Here is a 19,635-nt window from a genome sequence, read left to right as displayed (position 1 = left end):
TTATCCGATTACGACGAGATCTGCACCTTCCAGTACTGAATCTCCTTTATGTACCTTAATTTCTATAATCTTACCGTCACGGTCTGCATTGATATTGTTTTCCATTTTCATGGCTTCAAGAATAATCAATGTCTGACCTCTCTTCACGGTGTCACCTACATTACATTTAACTTGCAGGATTACGCCTGGAAGCGGAGTTTTCACAGCACCCTGAGTCGTTGGAGCAGCCTGGCGTGTAACAACAGGTTCGCCGGTAGCCGTTGTCGGAGCCTGAGCCGGACGTTTTAATGTAACCATTTGTTTTTTTGCCGGTTTTTCCATTTTAACCTGATAGGGAGTACCGTTTACTTCTACTTCGGCGATATCATCAACAACTGAATTGATATGTACTTTATATACGTTACCGTTGATGGTATATTTAAAACTTTTCATTCTTCTTTGTTTTTAGTATTATTTCTTTTGGGGAACATCACGTAAGCCATAGATCTTAGAACTCCATGGAGAATAAGTACGGGCAACCTTGCGGATTGTAATAACTGTGTTTTCCACGTCATGGTTGTCGTCGCTCATTTCATACAATGCAGAAGCAATAGCTGCAAAGATTTCTCCGGATTCTTCACCTGTACCGGCAGATACAGTAGTTGTGCCGGCAGCTTTTTGTGCATTACGTTTGCTTGCCGCAACGGCAAACTTACCAACTTGTTTAAAGATAATAAACAGAAGGAACAGTCCTAAGAATACAACAGCCATTGCAGTCAGTGTCATACCGATACCAATAGCGTCATTTCTTTTAAAGTTTTCAATCTTCTCGTTAGAATCCAAAGTCAGGTTGTTTGTACTTGGAGTTACTTTTGTGAGTTCAGCCCATGCTTCTTTTCCGTCTTCTACTCTACCGAAACTAATATCCGGTTTCTGTCCGGCCGGAATGGTAATCTCATCAATAAGAGTCTTTCCATCAGCATCATATAAAGCTATGTAATTTTCTTTAGATGGATCTAAAGTGAAATTTACATGGAAATTACCACGGATAGCTTCTCCGTCAGCCCAGAATAAAACGTGTTGACGGGGAGGGATTATTGTTAATACGTCTCCCTTGGGAATCGGATATTTGGTCGGATTGTTTTTGTCGTTTGTCAAATAGCATCCGGCAATATTAACCGAACCGGCAGAAGTATTATATAATTCTATCCAGGGATGGCGTTTGCCATAGTCATCAACAAAATTATCGTCGTTGATGACCAGCACTTCATTTATGCGCATGGAGGTTGCACGCTGTGCCTTTGCTCCGAATGAAACGAGCAAAACGAACAGTAACAATACTCCAATTTTTTTATTAATCATATTCATTTCCTGTTTTAAGAATTATAAAGGCAGATTGTCATGTTTCTTAGCAGGATTGCTTAATTTCTTAGTTTGCAATTGCTGTAATGCGCGGATGATACGGAAACGAGTATTACGTGGTTCGATAACATCATCGATATAACCGTATTGTGCTGCGTTGTACGGATTAGCAAATGCTTTCTTGTATTCCGCTTCTTTTTCAGCGGCTGCTTTAGCCGGATCTTCGGAAGCTGCAACTTCTTTTGCAAAGATAACTTCAACAGCACCGCTCGGACCCATAACTGCGATTTCTGCAGTTGGCCATGCATAGTTCATGTCACCACGCAGGTGTTTGGAACTCATCACACAATAAGCACCACCGTAAGATTTACGTAATGTTACAGTAATCTTAGGTACGGTAGCTTCTCCGTAAGCATAAAGCAATTTAGCACCATGCAGGATGACACCATTGTATTCCTGACCTGTACCCGGAAGGAATCCCGGTACGTCAACTAATGTTACCAAAGGAATATTAAATGCATCGCAGAAGCGAACGAAACGACCGGCTTTACGTGAAGCATTGCTGTCCAGACATCCTGCCATTACTTTTGGCTGGTTAGCTACGATACCAACAGACTGGCCGTTGAAACGAGCAAAACCTACGATAATATTTTTAGCATAGTCTGCATGTACTTCAAGGAATTCGTTGTTGTCGACAATTGTACCGATAACTTCGTACATGTCATATGACTGGTTGGCATTATCCGGAATGATTTCATTCAATACGTCGTCCAGACGGTCGATCGGATCTTTACACTCTACTAGAGGGGTTTCTTCTAAATTGTTCTGAGGCAGGAAGCTGATCAATTTGCGGATAAGCTGCAAACCTTCTTCTTCTGTGTCAACAGCGAAATGTGCAACACCGGATTTTGTGGTATGTACGCTTGCACCGCCCAGTTCTTCCTGGGTTACGTCTTCGCCTGTCACTGTTTTTACTACTTTCGGACCAGTCAGGAACATATAGCTGGTACCACGTGTCATGATGTTGAAGTCTGTTAAAGCAGGAGAATAAACAGCACCACCGGCACAAGGACCAAAGATTCCTGAAATTTGTGGGATAACGCCCGAAGCAAGGATATTGCGCTGGAATATTTCAGCATAACCGGCCAAAGCGTTTACACCTTCCTGGATACGTGCACCACCGGAGTCGTTCAATCCGATAACCGGAGCACCCATCTTCATGGCTTGATCCATTACTTTGCAAATCTTCATAGCTAAAGCTTCGGACAACGCGCCACCGAATACGGTAAAGTCTTGTGCAAAAATATAAACCAGACGGCCGTCAATTGTACCATAACCGGTTACGATACCGTCACCCAGGAATTTTGTTTTTTCGATACCGAAATTTGTACAACGGTGTTGTACGAACATATCGAATTCTTCAAAACTACCTTCATCCAGCAACATGGCGATACGTTCACGGGCTGTGTACTTCCCTTTTTTGTGCTGTGATTCAATTCTTTTTTCCCCACCACCCAAGCGAGCTGTTTCACGAAGGGCGATAAGCTCCTTTACTTTTTCAAGTTGGTTACTCATTGTATTTTTGATTTGTTGTTAGAAATGAACTATTTATAACTGACAATTAACAATTGATAAGTGACAATTGACAGTCGGCAGGTAAGAAAACCTGAAAACTGTCAACTGTCACTTGTTAACTGTCAACTGAATTATTATTTACCAGGCATGCAGAGCTCGGTCAATACGCTGCATGTAGATTTCGGATGCAGGAATGCTATGTTTAAACCTTCTGCACCACCACGCGGAGCTTTGTCAATGAGCTGAATGCCTTTGGATGCGGCTTCATCTAAAGCTTCCTGAACGGAAGGAACTGCGAATGCGATATGGTGGATACCTTCACCCTTTTTTTCAATGAATTTAGCAATCGTGCTATCAGGGCTTGTCGGTTCCAGTAATTCAATTTTAGTTTGACCGACTTTGAAGAAAGCTGTTTTAACTTTCTGGTCGGCTACTTCTTCGATGTTATAGCATTTTAAACCCAAAACTCCTTCATAGTATGGCAGGCAAGCTTCGATGCTTTTAACTGCAATACCCAGATGTTCGATATGTGTAAGTTCCATGTCAATAATAATTTAGTAATTAATCTTGTTTTTTGTTCTATGATGGCAAAGGTACATTCTTTTTATTAATGAAGAAATAATTCATTAATATTTATCAGCATGATTTTATCTATATTATTCCTACATTTGGAGTGTTACCGGAGTTGTGGGCAAGACTTGTGTTGAAATATTAATATCTCAATGGTGTAGAACCACTTCGATAATCATGCGCTAACTTAATAATCCGGTTTTCACTAAGGGAAAAATATTTATCTTTGTCGGTAAGTAAAAGGATTGGATCTGATTTTGAGTCACAGCAATATGAATTTAAAATAATGAAATGATAATGGAAAGTTTTGCTTCATTGATAAAAACGCGAAGAAGTACTCGCAAGTTTACGGATGAGTTGCTTAAGCCCGAGCAAGTTGAAACGATATTGAAAGCAGCCTTGATGGCTCCTTCTTCAAAAAATAAGAATCCCTGGCAGTTTGTCGTGATTGAAGATAAGGAAATGCTGGCGAAGTTGGCTGCGTGCAAAAAACATGGAGCTGCTTTTCTGGAAGGCTGTGCCTTGGCTGTAGTTGTGCTTGCTAATGTGATGGAGAGCGATGTTTGGGTGGAAGATGCTTCAATAGCTTCCATTTATATGCAGTTACAAGCGGAAGAATTAGGCTTAGGCAGTTGTTGGTGCCAGATACGCAACCGGTTTACGGAAGATGATATGGATACGAATCAGTATGTTCGTGATTTACTGAATATTCCTTATCAATTAGATGTCCTTTCCATTATAGGATTTGGCTATAAGGAGCAAGAACGCAAACCTTTCGATGAATCCCGTCTACAATGGGAAAAGATACATATTGGTTCTTACAGGATGCCGGTAGAAGAGAAAAAAGAAGAAGCATGAAAGTTGTTTTTATAGGGGCAGGGAATCTGGCGACGCGTTTGTCTCTGGAAATGTCTGCTGCGGGAATGAATATCTTGCAGGTATATAGTCATACTCCGGAAAATGCTTCGTTATTAGCGGATAAATTGGGGTGCCGGTGGACTATTGTTCCGGAAGATATTTCATCTGAGGCTGATTTATATGTATTCTCATTGAAAGATGCCGTTTTGCCGGAAGTTATTTCTCGGGTGAGACCCAATAATGGCATATGGGTACATACGGCAGGCAGTATGCCATTGGATATCTTTAAAGGATATACATCTCACTATGGTGTGCTTTATCCGCTACAAACATTTAGTAAGGAACGTGCAGTTGACTTTTCTGTTATTCCATTTTTCCTGGAAGCGAATTTGCCGGATGTAGGTCATGTTTTGGAAGAAGTTGCTAAAACAATTTCTGGAAATGTCCGTTTTTTGTCTTCGGAGAAGAGGCAGTATCTACATCTTTCCGCTGTTTTTGCTTGTAATTTTACCAACCATATTTATAATTTGGCAGATAAGTTACTGGAAGAACATGATATACCTGCGGATGTGTTATTGCCTTTAATAGATGAAACTGCAGCGAAAATACATATAATGTCGCCTGGTAAAGCTCAAACCGGTCCGGCGATACGTTACGATGAGAATGTTATTAACAAACATCTGGCGATGTTGTCCGACCCGGATATGCGGTCTCTGTACCAACTAATCAGCCAGAGTATCCATAAAGAATCCCGACATGAGTAGTATTAATTATGATTTAAAGAAAATAAAAGCGTTTGTCTTTGATGTAGACGGTGTTTTGTCTGGTGAAGTAATCCCTTTGCATCCGGATGGCGATCCGATGCGCACGGTAAATATAAAAGATGGTTATGCCCTGCAACTGGCAGTAAAAAAAGGGTATCAGGTTGCTATTATTACCGGAGGATATACGGAAGCCGTAAAAATCCGCTTTTCCCGTTTGGGAATCACTCATATTTATATGAAGAGTGCAATTAAAGTACATGATTTTAATGATTTCATGGAAAAAACAGGTTTACAGCCGGAGGAGGTGCTTTATGCCGGAGATGATATTCCGGACTATGAAGTGATGAAAATAGTCGGATTACCGGTGGCTCCGGCAGATGCCGCTCCGGAGATAAAGGCTATTTCTAAATATATTTCCCTGAAGAAGGGTGGTGATGGTATTGCCCGGGATGTAATCGAGCAGACAATGAAGGCTCAGGGTCATTGGATGAGTGATGAGGCTTTTGGTTGGTAATTAAAAAAATAACAAACTAAAATAGAAAGACTATGCTTGCTAATCTGGAAAAATATAAAATCATATTAGGTTCGAATTCTCCTCGTCGCCAGGAATTAATGGCTGGATTAGATATAGATTTTGAGGTACGGATTATAACGGATATTGATGAATCTTATCCGGCAGTTTTAAAAGAAGAAGATGTTCCGGCCTATATTGCAAGGAAGAAAGCCGAAGCTTATAAATCAAGTATGGCTGATGATGAATTATTAATTACGGCTGACACTGTGGTTTGGACGTTTGAGGAAATTTTAGGAAAGCCGAAGGATAGGGACGGTGCAATAAGCATGTTACAAAAATTGTCCGACCATGTACATGAAGTTATTACGGGGGTTTGTATTACATCAAAAGACAGGCAGATAGATTTCAGTGTTTTTTCGGCAGTCTCATTCAGTAAGCTGGATGATGACGAGATCGTGTATTATGTAGATAAATACAAGCCGTTTGATAAAGCGGGTAGCTACGGCATTCAGGAATGGATTGGTTATGTGGGAGTAGAAAGTATTAACGGAAGTTTTTATAATGTTATGGGGTTGCCTATACAGCGGTTGTATCAGGAATTGAAGAAATGGCCCTAATCCGTTAAGGATTAAGGCTCAGTCTTTGTGGTAAATATTGGATCATTCCTTTGGAATATTCTATCTGATGCTTGCCGTTCTCGTCTGCATAAATAACATAATATTCAATTTCGGGCAGCTTCTCAGCCATTTGGCGTGCTTTGTCAAGACCCATTGCCATAAAAGCAGTGGCATAAGCATCGGCAGTCATACAGTCATTGGCTACAATTGTTGCACTTAAAATACTTTGTTCGGCAGGATAACCCGTACGTGGATCGATTGTGTGTGCATATTTTTTTCCATCTTTTACATAATAATTCCGGTAGTTTCCGGAAGTGGCAACACCTCCTTTTTTGCACAACTGGACTACTTCTTCAATTTCATTTCTTATTCCTGTCGAGTCATCTTCCGGCTTATTAATACCGATACGCCAGCATTCGCCTTTCGGATTAACCCCTTTCATTGTCACTTCTCCACCAATCTCTACCATGTAATTTTCAACACCCTCGCGTTCAAGCAGGCGTGCAATGATATCAGAGGAGTATCCTTTCGCTATAGCAGAGCAGTTTAGTAATAGGCGAGGATCGTCTTTTATAACTTTATTACCTTCTAAGCGAACTTTCTGATAGCCAACGAATGTTTTCAGGCTATCTATCATCTCCGGAGTTATGCTGTCTTTTTTGCTGAATCCAAATCCCCATAAATTAACCAGAGGCGCACATGTTATATCGAAAACCCCATCAGAATTTTTGGATACTTCCATTGATTTATTGAAAACTTCTTTGAACCACTCATCCACTTCGACAGGCTCGTTTCTATTAACCTTGGCTATTGTTGAATTTGGATTGAAGGGGTTTAATGAGAGATTGAATTTTTGTAGTTCGTTATCTATTTTTTCTGTCAGTGCTTTATCGGATTCGTATTTTATATGGTATAGCGTATGAAAGACGGATCCACTTTCTTCAAAATACTGCTTTTGATTTTTACAGCCGGTAAACAGGAGCACTCCGGCTGCTGCTAACAGATAGAATTTCTTATACATGTTTTCTTATATTTTAGGTATGCAAATATATGAATTCTAGGCATTAAAGAATGTATGTTCAATGAGTATTTTACATCCGATGCCAATTAAGATTAAACCGCCTATCAGGTCGAGTTTCAGATTGATTTTTCGTCCGAACTTATGTCCGAAATAAACGCCGAAAGCTGATATAAGAAATGTTACCACACCTATAGTCAAGGCTTCCAAAGCAATGCTGGATTCCAGGCAGGCTAAAGAAATGCCTATAGCCAATGCATCGATGCTGGTTGCAATGCCCAATCCGCATAATGTTCTGTTACATAAAGGATTGCTTTGGTTGTCTTCATCTTTTTCCTGGGTACTTTCATAAATCATTTTACCCCCCAGATAAAGTAAAAGAATAAATGCGATCCAATGGTCGAAAGCTGTAATATACTTTTTAAAACTAAGACCTGCCAGATAACCTCCCAATGTCATTCCAGCCTGAAAGATCCCCATTACAGCCCCTATTTTTATGATATGACGCAGTTTACAGTTGTGTATAATCGCTCCCCCCGTTACGGATACAGCCAGGCTATCCATGGATAAACCTACTGCCAGTAACACAATTTCTATAAATGACATGCTAATTAAAATGTTTCTTCTATTATAATATCTTCGATGGTTTTTCGCTTTTTAGGTGTCAGGTCAAATAAGTCGGCAGATTCGGGATATCCAATTGTCAGTATAACTGCCGGTTCTATGTGTGCCGGCAAATTAAAATATTCCCGGCATAATACTGTGTCAAAATTGCAGACCCAGCAGGTGCCTAATCCTTGTTCGGCTGCAGCCAGACAAATATGTTCAGTTGCAATGGATATGTCTATATCTGCATGATCCTTATTATCAGACGATCGTTTCCATGATTGGTTATGGTCACTGCAAATCAAAATATAAACCGGAGCACTACAGAACCATTCTCTGGGATAACATTCCTGTATCTTTTTTCTGCCTTCTTCCTTACGGATGACAACAAAATACCATGGTTGGAAATTGACAGCCGAAGGTGCTAATCTTGCCGCTTCAAGAAGATAAGACAACTTGTTATCTTCAATGGGGGTGGTAGCATACTTGCGAATAGAACAGCGTTTACGTGCGAGCTCTAACAAACTCATATTTCAGTTTCTATTTTATAATTATTCCGGTTGGGAGAGTCTCTGGAAATCAACTCTCCGATAAATCCTGCCAAAAACATCTGAGTTCCCATAATCATGGCAGTCAGTGAGATATAAAAGAAAGGAGATTTTGTAACCAACGGACGCAAATCTCCGGTACAGATGGAAACCAATTTTGCTCCCAATACGATTAATAAGGCAATAAAGCCGATAACGAACATAACACTCCCCCAAAGGCCGAAAAAGTGCATGGGCTTTTTCCCGAATTTAGAGGTAAACCACAAAGTGATTAAATCCAGATAGCCGTTCACGAAACGGTTCCAACCAAATTTAGTCGTACCGTATTTACGGGCTTGGTGGTGTACGACCTTTTCTCCGATTTTGCTGAATCCTGCCATTTTGGCCAGATAAGGAATCCAACGGTGCATGTCATTATATATTTCAATATTCTTTACAACAACATTTTTATAAGCTTTTAATCCGCAATTAAAATCATGCAAATTATGAATGCCGGAGAATTGGCGTGCTGTTGCATTGAATAACTTTGTCGGGATTGTTTTGGATAGTGGATCATATCTTTTCTTTTTCCATCCGGAAACCAAGTCATAGCCATCTTCTTTTATCATTCTGTATAGCTCCGGTATTTCATCCGGGCTATCTTGTAAATCAGCATCCATTGTAATGACTACATCTCCCTGGGCACGCTGGAAACCACAATTCAGCCCGGGGGATTTTCCATAATTACGACGAAATTTGATGCCTCTTATTTGTGGGGATTTCTTTTTTAACTCTTCGATTACTTCCCAGGAATTATCGGTACTTCCATCGTTTATAAATATGATTTCATAACTAAAACCATGTTTCTTCATTACCCGCTCTATCCAGTCTTGTAATTCCGGAAGAGACTCAGCTTCGTTATACAGAGGAATAACTACTGATATATCCATTTAACTGTTTCCTTTTTTACTTACTTTTTTCACCAACCATTCCGGATGAACTTTTGCGGCATATAATAGCTGCTACCGGTATGGATAATATGATGCCGTAGAATATATTGTTGAATATTCCTTGAATGGCCATATGGATAGGGGTGAAATTCATTTTGCTGATGGCTTCAACCGCATTGGCATCTACCTGCATGTTTTGTAGTGAAACAACAATCTGGTTTACCATATTGGATAGAAAATCCTTCGGAGCGATAAACTGAAAGAATATGAAATGTTCCAGAGCAACAATCAGGGCTGCAAAGAAATATAACATGGTGCCGAAACGCCATGCATGGAAAAAGCTGATGGAACCACCAATTTCATCCCTATAACGTTTGGTCATATAATAGGCTATGAACGGAACAGCAACAGACATGATAATATATATATATCCCAAGCCGGGCATGGAATATCCAAAAATCAGGAATAAATATTTAATTACCCAGTATATGCCCATGGCAAGACCATATGACATTGCGCTTTTAAGAAGTAAACTTTTATTCTCTTCCATAATAATGCTGTTTTATTGTTCTCATCACAAAATTAATCTTTTTGTAGAATATACAATATAAAAAAAGAGGAAGTTTTATGAATGAACTTCCTCTTTTTAAACTGAATTATTTTTTTGAGCCTCTTGTCGGATTCGAACCAACGACCCCGAGATTACAAATCACGTGCTCTGGCCAACTGAGCTAAAGAGGCAGGTGGGTAAGCTTACTACATCGCGCCGCTACAACCAAGTACCCTTGCTGCGGTCAAGCCCTGGGGGATTCCGAGGGAGCATGCCGTGTAGGACTTACCCGGCTGCAAAGGTAGATATTATTTTTTATGAAGCAAGTACTTTTTGTGGGAAGTGGCTTAATTTCTTGCTAACCCTTTGTATGTCTTTGATTTTTGTATTAGTTAAAAAATATATATGGATTTATTCGAATCTTGTATACCTCCGGCTTCTTTCCTTTTCCTTGATAAAACCATTACGGTATGCGTACAATAATTTTTCCAAATCGTGTATCTGCTTTTGCAGATCGGCACCTTTGTCCGTGTCTTTTACCATTTGCCTGTGGGAACTGAGTTCAACCACAATTGTTGTGGAACGGATGTCGCGTCCTTCCTTTATTGCCTGGTCTGTGGACAGAAACGGTTCGTGTTGTACCAATTGGAAGCCCCGCGAGTGATAAACCAATGTATATCCGGCTATACCGGTCTCGGGATGATATGCTTTGGAGAATCCTCCATCGATAACCAAAAGTTTTCCGTTTGCTTTTATTGGATTCTCTCCTTGTATGGACCGGACCGGGACATGTCCGTTTATAATATGCCTGTGAGGCCCGGTTACGCCGAATTCGTCCAGTAGCCGGTCGCAAACTTCCTCTTCTTCACGTAAGGAATAATAGGCGCCTTTTTCTTCTATCCGTACTTCCTTATCGTTGATAAAACAACGTTCGAATGTCGCCATCTTACTTTTATCGAATAAAGGTGAATCTTTTCCTTCCCAGAGATACCAGATATAGTCCATGGCAAAGTCTTTTTCCGGGCTGTCGTCTGCATCAAAATATGCCGTGCGGACCAATTGGTCTACCTTATCAAGCAGTGCTTTCCCTTTATATTTTTCTCCGTTTATCATGACTTCTTTCAATGAACCGTCCGGATTCATGGGAACAGAGGCATGAAATAACAAGTTGGAGTTGCATACCTGGTACATGCCACCATGAGTAAAGAGACAACGCATATGCGTTTTAAGTTTCTCACTACATTCGAATGAATGTTTAATACGGAGTATCAAATCTTCTTCTTCGATAGACAGGGCGTAAGGGTCTTTGGCGTTGATGGTAGGCCAGTTCTTGTCTTTTAATTCATATTCTTTTCCGTTGATATGAATTGTACCGTGTTTCAAATCAATCAGATGGAGCAACAATCGGTCATCCATCTGAAATTCAGGTCGACGGCGGATAATATCACCCTCCAGTTTGAACTGGATAATTGTAATGGCTTTGTGCATGCGTGCAATCAACTGAGCTGTTTTTTCGTCGAATGTAACATCTGAAGCATTTGTCCGGGGGATAAACAGTTCGCAAGGGTCGTCACCATATACTTCCATTGCAAATGTCGCAAGCGGGAGTAGGTTGATTCCATATCCATCTTCAAGCGTAGCCAGGTTCCCGTAGCGCATGCACATACGCAATACATTTGCAATACTACCTAAATTCCCGGAAGCTGCTCCCATCCAGAGTATGTCATGGTTACCCCATTGGATATCGAAATTATGATAGTTGCAAAGCGTATCCATAATAATATGTGCTCCCGGCCCGCGGTCGTATATGTCGCCGATGACATGTAAGATGTCGATTGTCAACCGTTGTATAAGATTACACATGGCTATGATGAAATCGTTGGCACGACCTGTAGATATGATAGTATTGATAATCTGGTCTACATAAGCGGATTTATTTGGTTCATCCGATGATTCATGCAAAAGCTCCTGTATGATATAGGAAAACTCTTTGGGTAGTGCTTTACGGACTTTGGAACGGGTATATTTGGAAGAGACATTTCGGCATACACGTACCAGTTGATTCAACGTGATAAGGTACCAGTCCTCCAAATCTTCCTCGTGGATACTGATAAGTTCTAATTTTTGTTCCGGGTAATAAATCAGGGTACAAAGCTCTTTTTTCTCATAATCACGCAATGTATTGCTGAATATTTCGTTTACTTTTCGCTTGATTGCACCGGATGCGTTTTTTAGTACATGATTGAATGCCTGATGTTCACCATGAATATCTGAAAGGAAATGTTCCGTACCCTTCGGGAGATTCAGGATGGCTTCCAGATTTATAATTTCAGTACTGGCATCCGCTACATTCGGAAAACTGCGTGCCAGAAGATTCAGGTAACGTATATCGCCGAGTACTTGCTCGGTAGTAATATCTTTTGTCATATACTAATTGTTTAAAGTCAATATATTAAAACGTCTCCATAGTAATATCCCTAAAGTGGTAAGACTAATGGGGAAACCGCACCAGATTCCTATCGGGCCCCAGTCTAATAGGAAGCCGCAAAAATAGCCTATAGGTAAAGCTAATCCGAAATGACAGGCAAACGCCATATATGCCATGTATTTTACATCGGAAATACCTCGTAGCGCGTTGGCAAACAGAATCTGCAAACCATCGCCGAACTGGTAAAGTATGACCGACCAGGCAAGTAGCGCCACCATTTCCACGACTTCTTTTTCCGGAGTGATTAAATATCCCATGCTATGGCGGAATAGGGTAATCAGTAAAACGACTATTATAGCCACCCCCATAATCAAATGTAATCCGGCAAAAGAAGCACGTCGTATATTCAGAAAATCATTCCAGCCTTTAAAGGTACTTACACGTATTGTAACAGCTGCAGCAATTCCATAATATACCATGAATCCCAGTGTTGTAATTACTCCCAATACCTGATGAGCAGCCAGAGCGATGCTGCCTATCCATCCCATCATAATCACGCTCAGGCTGAAAGAACCGGTTTCAACTCCCATCTGGAATCCCACGGGAAGCCCCATCCGTACAAGATTGGATAGATTCATCCGGTTGACAATTCCGTTTTTGAAACCTTTCAGGTATTCTTTATAGCGGGAACAGCGGGCAAAAAGTATGCAAAATGCAACCAATGTCAAAATACGGCTTGCCAGTGTTGAAATACCTGCACCTGTCAATCCTAATTCCGGAGCTCCGTATTTTCCGTATATAAGGAAATAATTCCCGATAATGTTCAATATATTTGCACCTAACGTAATCCACATCGGTGTGACCGTATCTGTAGTACCGTCGCTGAATTGTTTAAACGAATTAAACAGCATAGCAAAGATAACGGAAAAAAGTTGTAATACATAGTATGGAATGATATATGGTTTCAACTCTTCCGGTTGTTTCAACAAGTCGATGTTGAGTAGTAGGATCAACATGCAGACACTGATAAGAACGCCGATAATAAAGTTTATAAACAGGCTGTTCTTTAACGTCTCCCCGGCTTTGGTATATTCCTTGTTTGCAAATAATCCTCCGATAATAGGAGTAAGTCCATACGAAAAACCCATCCCGAAGATAAAGGCCAGATTGAAGAAATTATTTACAAACGAAGCTGCGGCCAGTTCGTCCGTACTATGGTGCCCTACCATGATGTTGTCGGCAAATCCAACAATAATAATGCCCAGTTGTCCCAACATAATCGGGACCCCCAGGCGTATTGTTTCTTTATAATGCTCTTTATAAGTAGAGAACCGCATTATAATTTCAAATAATCTCAATGGAATTAATAACGATATTTTCTGCCGGGCGGTCTTGTTTGTTCGTTTTAACCTTCTGGATGGCGTCAACCACGTCCATGCCCTCTGTCACTTCTCCGTAAACGGTATATTGGTTATCCAGGAAAGGAACGCCGCCAACGGTAGTATATGCTTCGCGCTGTTCCGGTGTCAGTTTGGCTTCGTCTTTCCGTTTTTCTGCTTCCAATTCGGTTTTACCAATCAGAGTGTCCCGTAGGATTGCCAGTTCGGCTTTATCTCCGCTACGGTATAATTCCATGATTTTAGGTTTGTTCTCCGTTTGCAGGCGGGCAAATATGGATTGTTTCAGGCGGTTTTCCAGTTGCATTTCCATTTGTTTCAGTTCGTTTTCTTTATAAACCTTACCTGTAACAATATAAAATTGAGAAGCCGAAGATGCCTTTTCCGGATTTACTTCGTCGCCGGTACGTGCAGCACATAAAGCTCCTTTTTTATGGAAGTATTTGGGATAAACAAATTCTGCTGGAACTGTATATCCTAAATCACCGGCTCCCAATTGTTTGTTCATCGGAGCATCTTTGGAAGTAACATCCCCTCCCTGTACCATAAATTCTTTAATAACGCGATGGAACAATAATCCATTGTATTGTCCTTCTTTTACCAGCTTAAGGAAATTATCACGGTGCCGAGGTGTTTCGTTGTATAATTTGATTTTGATTTTACCAAGTGTGGTATCCATTACCACTTGTGTCTCTGTTGTTTGGGTACTCATTTTTGTTTTGTTTATTTGGTGACAATCGTCATTGTCTTGATTTTGATATTTTTTGTCGGGCGGTCGTCAGCATTTGTTTCAGTAAACTGAATCTTGTCTACCACCTTTATGCCTTTCACCACTTCTCCGAAAATGGTGTATTTATCATCCAGATGAGGGGTACCACCTTCCAACATATAAGCCTGCCGTTGTTCGGGTGTAAAAGTAATACCTTGTTCTTTTTCCATCTTATCCAATTCCATTTCTGTAAAGAACTTGCCGGTTACTATATAGAATTGAGTTGCAGAGGATGCTCGTTCCGGGTTTTCATCATCACCTACACGGGCAGCACAAAGCATTCCGCGTTTGTGGAAATATTTTGGAAAAACAATTTCGGCAGGGATTGTATAATCCGGGTCTCCGTCCCCTAAATGTTGTTCTATTGGGGCATCTTTGGAATTTATATCTCCAGCCTGTATCATAAATTGCTTGATGACGCGGTGGAATAGTAAACCATCATATCGATGTTCTTTCACATTTTTAATGAAATTATCACGGTGTAGGGGAGTATCATTAAACAATTTCACTTTGATTTTACCCATATCGGTATCAATCAAAACCTGCGTTTCAACTTCCTGCGCTTGCAAATGAAAGGATATAAGCCCCAGGAGAGCTACAAAACATACAGCAAACAGCTTTTTCATCTTCATCTTGATTTTTTGTATTATGGCAACAAAAATAGTGACTTTACTCGTTAAAGCAATCATTTAACACAACCTTTTCTGCCTGCATCTGTTCAAATTGGTAATTCATCTAAACAAAAAACGCATTTATGAAAACATTATTGAGAAGCGCAGCCCTGCTGCTCGGAATGGGAATTTTTATTACTCATTCCCAGGCTCAGAAAGTTGTAGTTGAAGACAACGAGCCTAATACTGTGATGTTGGTAACACGAGACAAGGCGGGTGATGAAATTATCCGTATTATGAAAGAGACGCAGAGCCCGCGTTTTCATGACCCTGGGGTTCCCCGGTTTATCCTGACCGACAGGAAAGGTCGTTTTGCACTGGGTATCGGCGGATATGTAAAAGCAACGGCCGAATATGATTTTGGCGGCATTTCCGACGATGTGGATTTTTATCCTTCACTTATCCCTAACAAAGGTCAGACTCGCGACAGGAATCAATTCCAGATAGACGCTTCTACCAGTACGATTTTCCTGAAATTGATCGGACGTACTAAGAATCTGGGTGATTTAGTCGTGTACACAGCCGGTAATTTCCGTGGCGATGGTAAGACTTTTGAATTACAAAATGCTTATGCCTCATTCTTAGGTTTCACAATCGGATATGATTACGGCTTGTTTATGGATGCTGCTGCACTTCCTCCTACAATCGATTTCGCCGGTCCGAATGGGCAGGTTTTTTATCGTGCTACCCAGTTCCGCTACGAACGCTCATTTGCAAAAAACTGGAAAGCCGGTATCGGCGTTGAAATGCCTGTTGTGGATGGTATTACGAATGCAAACGTAAATATAGCCAGACAACGTATGCCTAATTTTCCTGCATATGTGCAGTATAGTTGGAATCAGAACAGCCATGTACGCGTGGCAGGTGTGATACGTAGTATGACCTATGATGATTTGTATGCTCAAACGCTAAATTCGAAAGTGGGGTGGGGAACTTTTGTGGCTACCACCTTCAATATCGGAAAGCAATTCCAATTCTTCGGACAGGCTACTTATGGAAGAGGTATCGGTCAGTTCCTGAATGATTTGAGCAATCTGGATGTTGATATTGTACCGGATCCAGCTAAAAGAGGAACAATGCAGGTTCTTCCTATGATGGGATGGTATGCCGGTTTGAGATATAATATCTGTCCGAAAGTATTTCTTTCTACAACTTATAGTCAATCTCGTTTGTATAGTGAAAATGATTTTCCGGAATCACCTTCCGAACAATACCGTTACGGTCAATATTTTGTTGCCAACCTTTTCTGGAATGTAACTCCCGATTTACAGGTAGGCGCTGAATATTTACGTGGCTGGCGTACTGATTTCAATGACCAAACCCGCCATGCCAACCGATTGAATGTAGCTGTCCAGTATAGCTTTTGATAAAAACAACTTTTGTATTTATAAAAAGAAAAACAAAAGCAGATATATTTAAATGTAAATGACGCTGATTCTATTAATTTATGCAGAATCAGCGTCATTTATATAATGGTTTCAGTTTAAAACAGTTTATTGGGATATTCTCCGGCATCAACCAAAGCCTGGATTTTGTCTACAACCCCTTGGCGGTCGGCAGCATAAGTTACACCGAACCATTTAGAGGTGGTATCCAATACTTTTACTGTTGCAATACCTTTTGTAATCAGTTCGTTTACAACCAGCGGGATGAAAAATTCACTTTTCGGCTTATCGATGTTTTCTTTCAGGAAGTCGATAAAGTATTTTTCGGAGTATTCGAAATAGTCGGGAGTGAAGCCCCACATATTCATAGAAACCGGAGTCTTTTCTTCCAAAACCACTTTGTTTCCGTTTTCATCTTTAAATTGGATTTCACCGTCTATTTTTTCGATAGCAGTACGCTCAACCACACCTGTCAGGAAACCTCCTGCATTTGTTTCGCAAACACCACGTGCCACGGAACCGCTTTCACTCAAGGTATTACCTACACGGTAACCTATCATGCAATAATCATTTTTCTTGCCAGCCATTTCAGACAGGGCCTTACCTAAAACTGCAAAACTGTCGCGACCGTAGAAATCGTCAGCATTAATAACGGCAAACGGTTCGTTGATAGCCGTTTTCCCCATCAGGACAGCATGGTTCGTACCCCAAGGTTTTTCACGTCCTTCCGGGCATGTGAAACCGGCAGGCAGGTCGTTTAGATCCTGAAAAACGACTTCAACCGGAATATGATTTTCATATTTGGATATGATTTTTTCGCGGAAATCCTGTTCGAATGTTTTACGGATAACGAAAACCAATTTTCCGAATCCACCACGGATAGCATCAAAAATAGAGTAGTCCATGATAGTTTCACCATTAGGACCCAGACCGTCCAATTGTTTTAATCCTCCGTAACGGCTACCCATTCCGGCAGCTAATACAAATAATGTAGGTTTCATAATCTTTTATTTTTATGTAATGCGTTATAGTGTTTTTCTTTTAGTTGTGGGCAAAAGTAGAAAATAATTTTTAATTTATTTTACTTCCAGAACGACAATTGATTTAGCGGGCAAAGTTACTTTCATCTGACCTCTATTTATCAGTATGCCATTGAAAGATGCAGGCTTTACAAAGTCTGGCTTCTCAAACGTGTTATGGTCGTTAATGGAAGGGGAAGTCAGGATACGTCCATTCGCTTTGGATATTTTCAGGTTTTGTAAGTCAATGGTAATAATCTGTTCGTTATCCGTATCTACATTTGCCAGTGATATATGGATAAGTCCGTTTCTATCTTTTGATGCAGATGCGCTTACCATTGGAACTTCGCGGTTGTCACGTACTGTAACTTTATCACATATCAAATCCATAGGAAGATAAGTGGCGTCTTGATGTACTTTATACATTTCAAATACATAGTAAGTGGGGGTGAGCATCATTTTAGGACCGTTTGTCAGAATCATAGACTGAAGGACATTTACAATCTGTGCGATATTGGTCATTTTGATACGATCTGTATATTTATGGAATAGGTTCAATGTGAGAGCGGCAACGAACGCATCACGCATTGTATTTTGCTGGTATAAATGTCCATTGATTGTACCGGGTTCTTCATCCCACCAGGTTCCCCATTCGTCTACCATTAAAGCAATCTGTTTATGGGGGTCATATTTATCCATAATCCGGATATGTTTTTTGATGACATCTTCTATTTCAAGACATTTGCCCATTGTCCAGTAATAATCATCCGTATTGAAATTTGTAGCGGAGCCTTTACTGCCATTCCAGCCGGCAACCGTATAATAATGTAGGGAAAGCCCGTCCATACGTGTTCCAACGTTTTTCATCAGGATTTCTGTCCAGTTATAATCATAATCACTGGCTCCACTGGCTATTTTAAACAGACGGTTTCCATCATAATTACGGCAATAGGTGGCATAGCGGCGATATTGGTCAGCATAAAATTCCGGGCGCATGCTTCCTCCGCAGCCCCAACTTTCATTCCCAACCCCAATAAATTTTACTTTCCAAGCTCTATCTCTTCCGTTTTGGCGGCGCAAACGTGTCATCGGACTGTCGCCTTCCGATGTCATATACTCTACCCATTTAGCCATTTCTTCAACCGTACCGCTACCGACATTGGCACTGACATAGGGTTCACAACCCAGCAATTCGCAAAGATTCAAAAATTCATGTGTGCCGAAACTATTGTCTTCTATAGTTCCTCCCCAGTTGTTGTTTACCATTTTCGGACGTTGTTCTTTTGGTCCTATGCCGTCCATCCAGTGGTATTCATCAGCAAAACAACCTCCCGGCCAGCGTAAATTGGGAATGTTCAGTTGTTTCAATGCGTTCAATACATCTTTGCGGTATCCTTGTGTATTGGGAATGTCGGAATCAGGTCCAACCCAAAGTCCTCCATAGATACATGTACCTAAATGTTCTGCAAAATGTCCGTAGATATGTTTACTGATTTGCTGTGTACCTTGTTGCGGATAGATGCGGATACTTGCATCTTTTTGTGCACATAATGAAAAGGCTGATGCCGCGAAAAGGCTAACTAATAATGTTTTCATGCCGGGTGATTTGAAAGTTATACGTTTGTGTGATGTTTTCGTGTCAAAAATACGTATATTTTTATAATATCAATCGTTTGTATGAATAATTTATTGTTCAAATTACGCTTATTCCTTTTGCCTACTCGCCCTGCCCACCAGCAAAGCGAACTGCCCCAACCTTCCAATGTCTGATAACGCTCAGATAAATTGATTTCTATATTTTGTTTATCTGGATTTTCAGCTTTTAGAGATAAAGATGCGGTTGGCAAAAAGCAAATCAGAAAGGAATAAAAGGTGGTGATTGCTTTTCAGAACCTGTTTGTATTAAATTTTTATGAAATATGTCTCTATCGGATAGTCCCGGATTATTTATCCATAACTATGGTTTTCCGAAATCATAACTATCATTTTGAAAAATCATAGTTATGAATGTATTTAAACCTATGGATAATTTCTGTGTGTAAAAATATATAAATTAGAAATACACAAGGGGGGATT

The 19,635-nt window shown here is 40.5% G+C and carries 20 protein-coding genes and 1 tRNA gene; 5 read left to right on the top strand and 16 right to left on the bottom strand.

Annotated elements, in window-relative coordinates; genetic code table 11:
• The 4 genes from ACGE0T_RS15455 to mce all read right to left on the bottom strand — a co-directional run bounded on the left by ACGE0T_RS15455 (nucleotide 1) and on the right by mce (nucleotide 3,458).
• Nucleotides 1-432 carry a biotin/lipoyl-containing protein gene (locus tag ACGE0T_RS15455; RefSeq protein ID WP_459187506.1) on the bottom strand — a complete coding sequence of 144 codons (432 nt, stop codon included), beginning with the start codon at nucleotides 430-432 and terminating at the stop codon, nucleotides 1-3.
• Between the two features lie 18 nt (nucleotides 433-450).
• A complete protein-coding gene (locus ACGE0T_RS15450; protein ID WP_459187505.1) occupies nucleotides 451-1,341 on the bottom strand; it encodes an OadG family transporter subunit in 891 nt (296 codons plus the stop codon).
• Nucleotides 1,342-1,362: 21 nt separating this feature from the next.
• Nucleotides 1,363-2,916 (bottom strand): acyl-CoA carboxylase subunit beta, encoded by a 1,554-nt coding sequence (locus ACGE0T_RS15445; protein WP_459187504.1) that lies wholly within the window; start codon nucleotides 2,914-2,916, stop codon nucleotides 1,363-1,365.
• Nucleotides 2,917-3,050: 134 nt separating this feature from the next.
• Nucleotides 3,051-3,458, bottom strand: coding sequence for a methylmalonyl-CoA epimerase (gene mce, locus ACGE0T_RS15440; protein WP_459187503.1), 408 nt, complete (start codon nucleotides 3,456-3,458; stop codon nucleotides 3,051-3,053).
• A gap of 325 nt (nucleotides 3,459-3,783) precedes the next feature.
• Between mce and ACGE0T_RS15435 the strand changes: the two genes are divergently transcribed.
• From ACGE0T_RS15435 to ACGE0T_RS15420, 4 genes are read left to right on the top strand one after another with little or no spacing between them, the layout of a single operon-like run.
• Nucleotides 3,784-4,344 carry a nitroreductase family protein gene (locus tag ACGE0T_RS15435; RefSeq protein ID WP_459190487.1) on the top strand — a complete coding sequence of 187 codons (561 nt, stop codon included), beginning with the start codon at nucleotides 3,784-3,786 and terminating at the stop codon, nucleotides 4,342-4,344.
• Nucleotides 4,341-5,108, top strand: coding sequence for a Rossmann-like and DUF2520 domain-containing protein (locus tag ACGE0T_RS15430; protein WP_459187502.1), 768 nt, complete (start codon nucleotides 4,341-4,343; stop codon nucleotides 5,106-5,108). The genes ACGE0T_RS15435 and ACGE0T_RS15430 overlap by 4 nt, the downstream gene beginning before the upstream one ends.
• On the top strand, nucleotides 5,101-5,622 hold the full coding sequence (locus ACGE0T_RS15425) for a KdsC family phosphatase (RefSeq protein WP_459187501.1): 522 nt from the start codon (nucleotides 5,101-5,103) through the stop codon (nucleotides 5,620-5,622). Before ACGE0T_RS15430 ends, ACGE0T_RS15425 begins: the two co-directional genes overlap by 8 nt.
• A 32-nt stretch (nucleotides 5,623-5,654) precedes the next feature.
• A complete protein-coding gene (locus ACGE0T_RS15420; RefSeq protein ID WP_459187500.1) occupies nucleotides 5,655-6,239 on the top strand; it encodes a Maf-like protein in 585 nt (194 codons plus the stop codon).
• Nucleotides 6,240-6,243: 4 nt separating this feature from the next.
• Here the strand turns inward: ACGE0T_RS15420 and ACGE0T_RS15415 are convergent, their stop codons facing one another.
• From ACGE0T_RS15415 to ACGE0T_RS15370, 10 genes are all read right to left on the bottom strand, one after another.
• Complete coding sequence (locus tag ACGE0T_RS15415; RefSeq protein ID WP_459187499.1) at nucleotides 6,244-7,260, bottom strand: FAD:protein FMN transferase; 1,017 nt, start codon at nucleotides 7,258-7,260, stop codon at nucleotides 6,244-6,246.
• Nucleotides 7,261-7,296: 36 nt separating this feature from the next.
• Nucleotides 7,297-7,863: a manganese efflux pump MntP gene (locus ACGE0T_RS15410; protein WP_459187498.1), complete on the bottom strand. Its 567-nt coding sequence runs from the start codon at nucleotides 7,861-7,863 to the stop codon at nucleotides 7,297-7,299.
• A 5-nt stretch (nucleotides 7,864-7,868) separates the two neighbouring features.
• Nucleotides 7,869-8,393, bottom strand: a complete 525-nt coding sequence (locus ACGE0T_RS15405; protein WP_459187497.1) for a nitroreductase family protein — start codon at nucleotides 8,391-8,393, stop codon at nucleotides 7,869-7,871.
• Nucleotides 8,390-9,340 (bottom strand): glycosyltransferase family 2 protein, encoded by a 951-nt coding sequence (locus ACGE0T_RS15400; protein ID WP_459187496.1) that lies wholly within the window; start codon nucleotides 9,338-9,340, stop codon nucleotides 8,390-8,392. The genes ACGE0T_RS15405 and ACGE0T_RS15400 overlap by 4 nt, the downstream gene beginning before the upstream one ends.
• Before the next feature lie 16 nt (nucleotides 9,341-9,356).
• Nucleotides 9,357-9,890 carry a DUF4199 domain-containing protein gene (locus tag ACGE0T_RS15395; RefSeq protein WP_459187495.1) on the bottom strand — a complete coding sequence of 178 codons (534 nt, stop codon included), beginning with the start codon at nucleotides 9,888-9,890 and terminating at the stop codon, nucleotides 9,357-9,359.
• A 117-nt stretch (nucleotides 9,891-10,007) separates the two neighbouring features.
• Nucleotides 10,008-10,081 (bottom strand) — tRNA-Thr (locus ACGE0T_RS15390).
• A gap of 220 nt (nucleotides 10,082-10,301) precedes the next feature.
• On the bottom strand, nucleotides 10,302-12,317 hold the full coding sequence (locus ACGE0T_RS15385) for a fructose-1,6-bisphosphatase (RefSeq protein WP_459187494.1): 2,016 nt from the start codon (nucleotides 12,315-12,317) through the stop codon (nucleotides 10,302-10,304).
• Nucleotides 12,318-12,320: 3 nt separating this feature from the next.
• A complete protein-coding gene (locus tag ACGE0T_RS15380; protein ID WP_459187493.1) occupies nucleotides 12,321-13,655 on the bottom strand; it encodes an MATE family efflux transporter in 1,335 nt (444 codons plus the stop codon).
• A gap of 7 nt (nucleotides 13,656-13,662) precedes the next feature.
• Nucleotides 13,663-14,427, bottom strand: coding sequence for a peptidylprolyl isomerase (locus ACGE0T_RS15375; protein WP_459187492.1), 765 nt, complete (start codon nucleotides 14,425-14,427; stop codon nucleotides 13,663-13,665).
• 11 nt (nucleotides 14,428-14,438) lie between these two features.
• Nucleotides 14,439-15,110: a peptidylprolyl isomerase gene (locus ACGE0T_RS15370; RefSeq protein ID WP_459187491.1), complete on the bottom strand. Its 672-nt coding sequence runs from the start codon at nucleotides 15,108-15,110 to the stop codon at nucleotides 14,439-14,441.
• A 128-nt stretch (nucleotides 15,111-15,238) separates the two neighbouring features.
• Between ACGE0T_RS15370 and ACGE0T_RS15365 the strand changes: the two genes are divergently transcribed.
• A complete protein-coding gene (locus ACGE0T_RS15365; RefSeq protein ID WP_459187490.1) occupies nucleotides 15,239-16,522 on the top strand; it encodes a DcaP family trimeric outer membrane transporter in 1,284 nt (427 codons plus the stop codon).
• Between the two features lie 116 nt (nucleotides 16,523-16,638).
• Here ACGE0T_RS15365 and ACGE0T_RS15360 read toward each other — a convergent pair whose 3' ends face one another.
• Nucleotides 16,639-17,541 carry a glycosyltransferase family protein gene (locus ACGE0T_RS15360; RefSeq protein ID WP_459187489.1) on the bottom strand — a complete coding sequence of 301 codons (903 nt, stop codon included), beginning with the start codon at nucleotides 17,539-17,541 and terminating at the stop codon, nucleotides 16,639-16,641.
• A gap of 75 nt (nucleotides 17,542-17,616) precedes the next feature.
• Entirely contained in the window at nucleotides 17,617-19,155 is a 1,539-nt protein-coding gene (locus ACGE0T_RS15355) for an alpha-N-arabinofuranosidase (RefSeq protein WP_459187488.1), read from the bottom strand.
• Nucleotides 19,156-19,635: the final 480 nt, after the last annotated feature.

It is taken from the genome of Parabacteroides sp. APC149_11_2_Y6, assembly GCF_054506995.1.
The sequence above is the reverse complement of the archived record's forward strand: the minus strand, read 5'-3'. Positions and strand labels throughout refer to the sequence as shown.

Coding starts and splice junctions, on each gene's coding strand:
- ACGE0T_RS15455 (WP_459187506.1), bottom strand. CDS start 432: ATGAAAAGTTTTAAATATACCATCAACGGTAACGTATATAAAGTACAT.
- ACGE0T_RS15450 (WP_459187505.1), bottom strand. CDS start 1,341: ATGATTAATAAAAAAATTGGAGTATTGTTACTGTTCGTTTTGCTCGTT.
- ACGE0T_RS15445 (WP_459187504.1), bottom strand. CDS start 2,916: ATGAGTAACCAACTTGAAAAAGTAAAGGAGCTTATCGCCCTTCGTGAA.
- mce (WP_459187503.1), bottom strand. CDS start 3,458: ATGGAACTTACACATATCGAACATCTGGGTATTGCAGTTAAAAGCATC.
- ACGE0T_RS15435 (WP_459190487.1), top strand. CDS start 3,784: ATGGAAAGTTTTGCTTCATTGATAAAAACGCGAAGAAGTACTCGCAAG.
- ACGE0T_RS15430 (WP_459187502.1), top strand. CDS start 4,341: ATGAAAGTTGTTTTTATAGGGGCAGGGAATCTGGCGACGCGTTTGTCT.
- ACGE0T_RS15425 (WP_459187501.1), top strand. CDS start 5,101: ATGAGTAGTATTAATTATGATTTAAAGAAAATAAAAGCGTTTGTCTTT.
- ACGE0T_RS15420 (WP_459187500.1), top strand. CDS start 5,655: ATGCTTGCTAATCTGGAAAAATATAAAATCATATTAGGTTCGAATTCT.
- ACGE0T_RS15415 (WP_459187499.1), bottom strand. CDS start 7,260: ATGTATAAGAAATTCTATCTGTTAGCAGCAGCCGGAGTGCTCCTGTTT.
- ACGE0T_RS15410 (WP_459187498.1), bottom strand. CDS start 7,863: ATGTCATTTATAGAAATTGTGTTACTGGCAGTAGGTTTATCCATGGAT.
- ACGE0T_RS15405 (WP_459187497.1), bottom strand. CDS start 8,393: ATGAGTTTGTTAGAGCTCGCACGTAAACGCTGTTCTATTCGCAAGTAT.
- ACGE0T_RS15400 (WP_459187496.1), bottom strand. CDS start 9,340: ATGGATATATCAGTAGTTATTCCTCTGTATAACGAAGCTGAGTCTCTT.
- ACGE0T_RS15395 (WP_459187495.1), bottom strand. CDS start 9,890: ATGGAAGAGAATAAAAGTTTACTTCTTAAAAGCGCAATGTCATATGGT.
- ACGE0T_RS15385 (WP_459187494.1), bottom strand. CDS start 12,317: ATGACAAAAGATATTACTACCGAGCAAGTACTCGGCGATATACGTTAC.
- ACGE0T_RS15380 (WP_459187493.1), bottom strand. CDS start 13,655: ATGCGGTTCTCTACTTATAAAGAGCATTATAAAGAAACAATACGCCTG.
- ACGE0T_RS15375 (WP_459187492.1), bottom strand. CDS start 14,427: ATGAGTACCCAAACAACAGAGACACAAGTGGTAATGGATACCACACTT.
- ACGE0T_RS15370 (WP_459187491.1), bottom strand. CDS start 15,110: ATGAAAAAGCTGTTTGCTGTATGTTTTGTAGCTCTCCTGGGGCTTATA.
- ACGE0T_RS15365 (WP_459187490.1), top strand. CDS start 15,239: ATGAAAACATTATTGAGAAGCGCAGCCCTGCTGCTCGGAATGGGAATT.
- ACGE0T_RS15360 (WP_459187489.1), bottom strand. CDS start 17,541: ATGAAACCTACATTATTTGTATTAGCTGCCGGAATGGGTAGCCGTTAC.
- ACGE0T_RS15355 (WP_459187488.1), bottom strand. CDS start 19,155: ATGAAAACATTATTAGTTAGCCTTTTCGCGGCATCAGCCTTTTCATTA.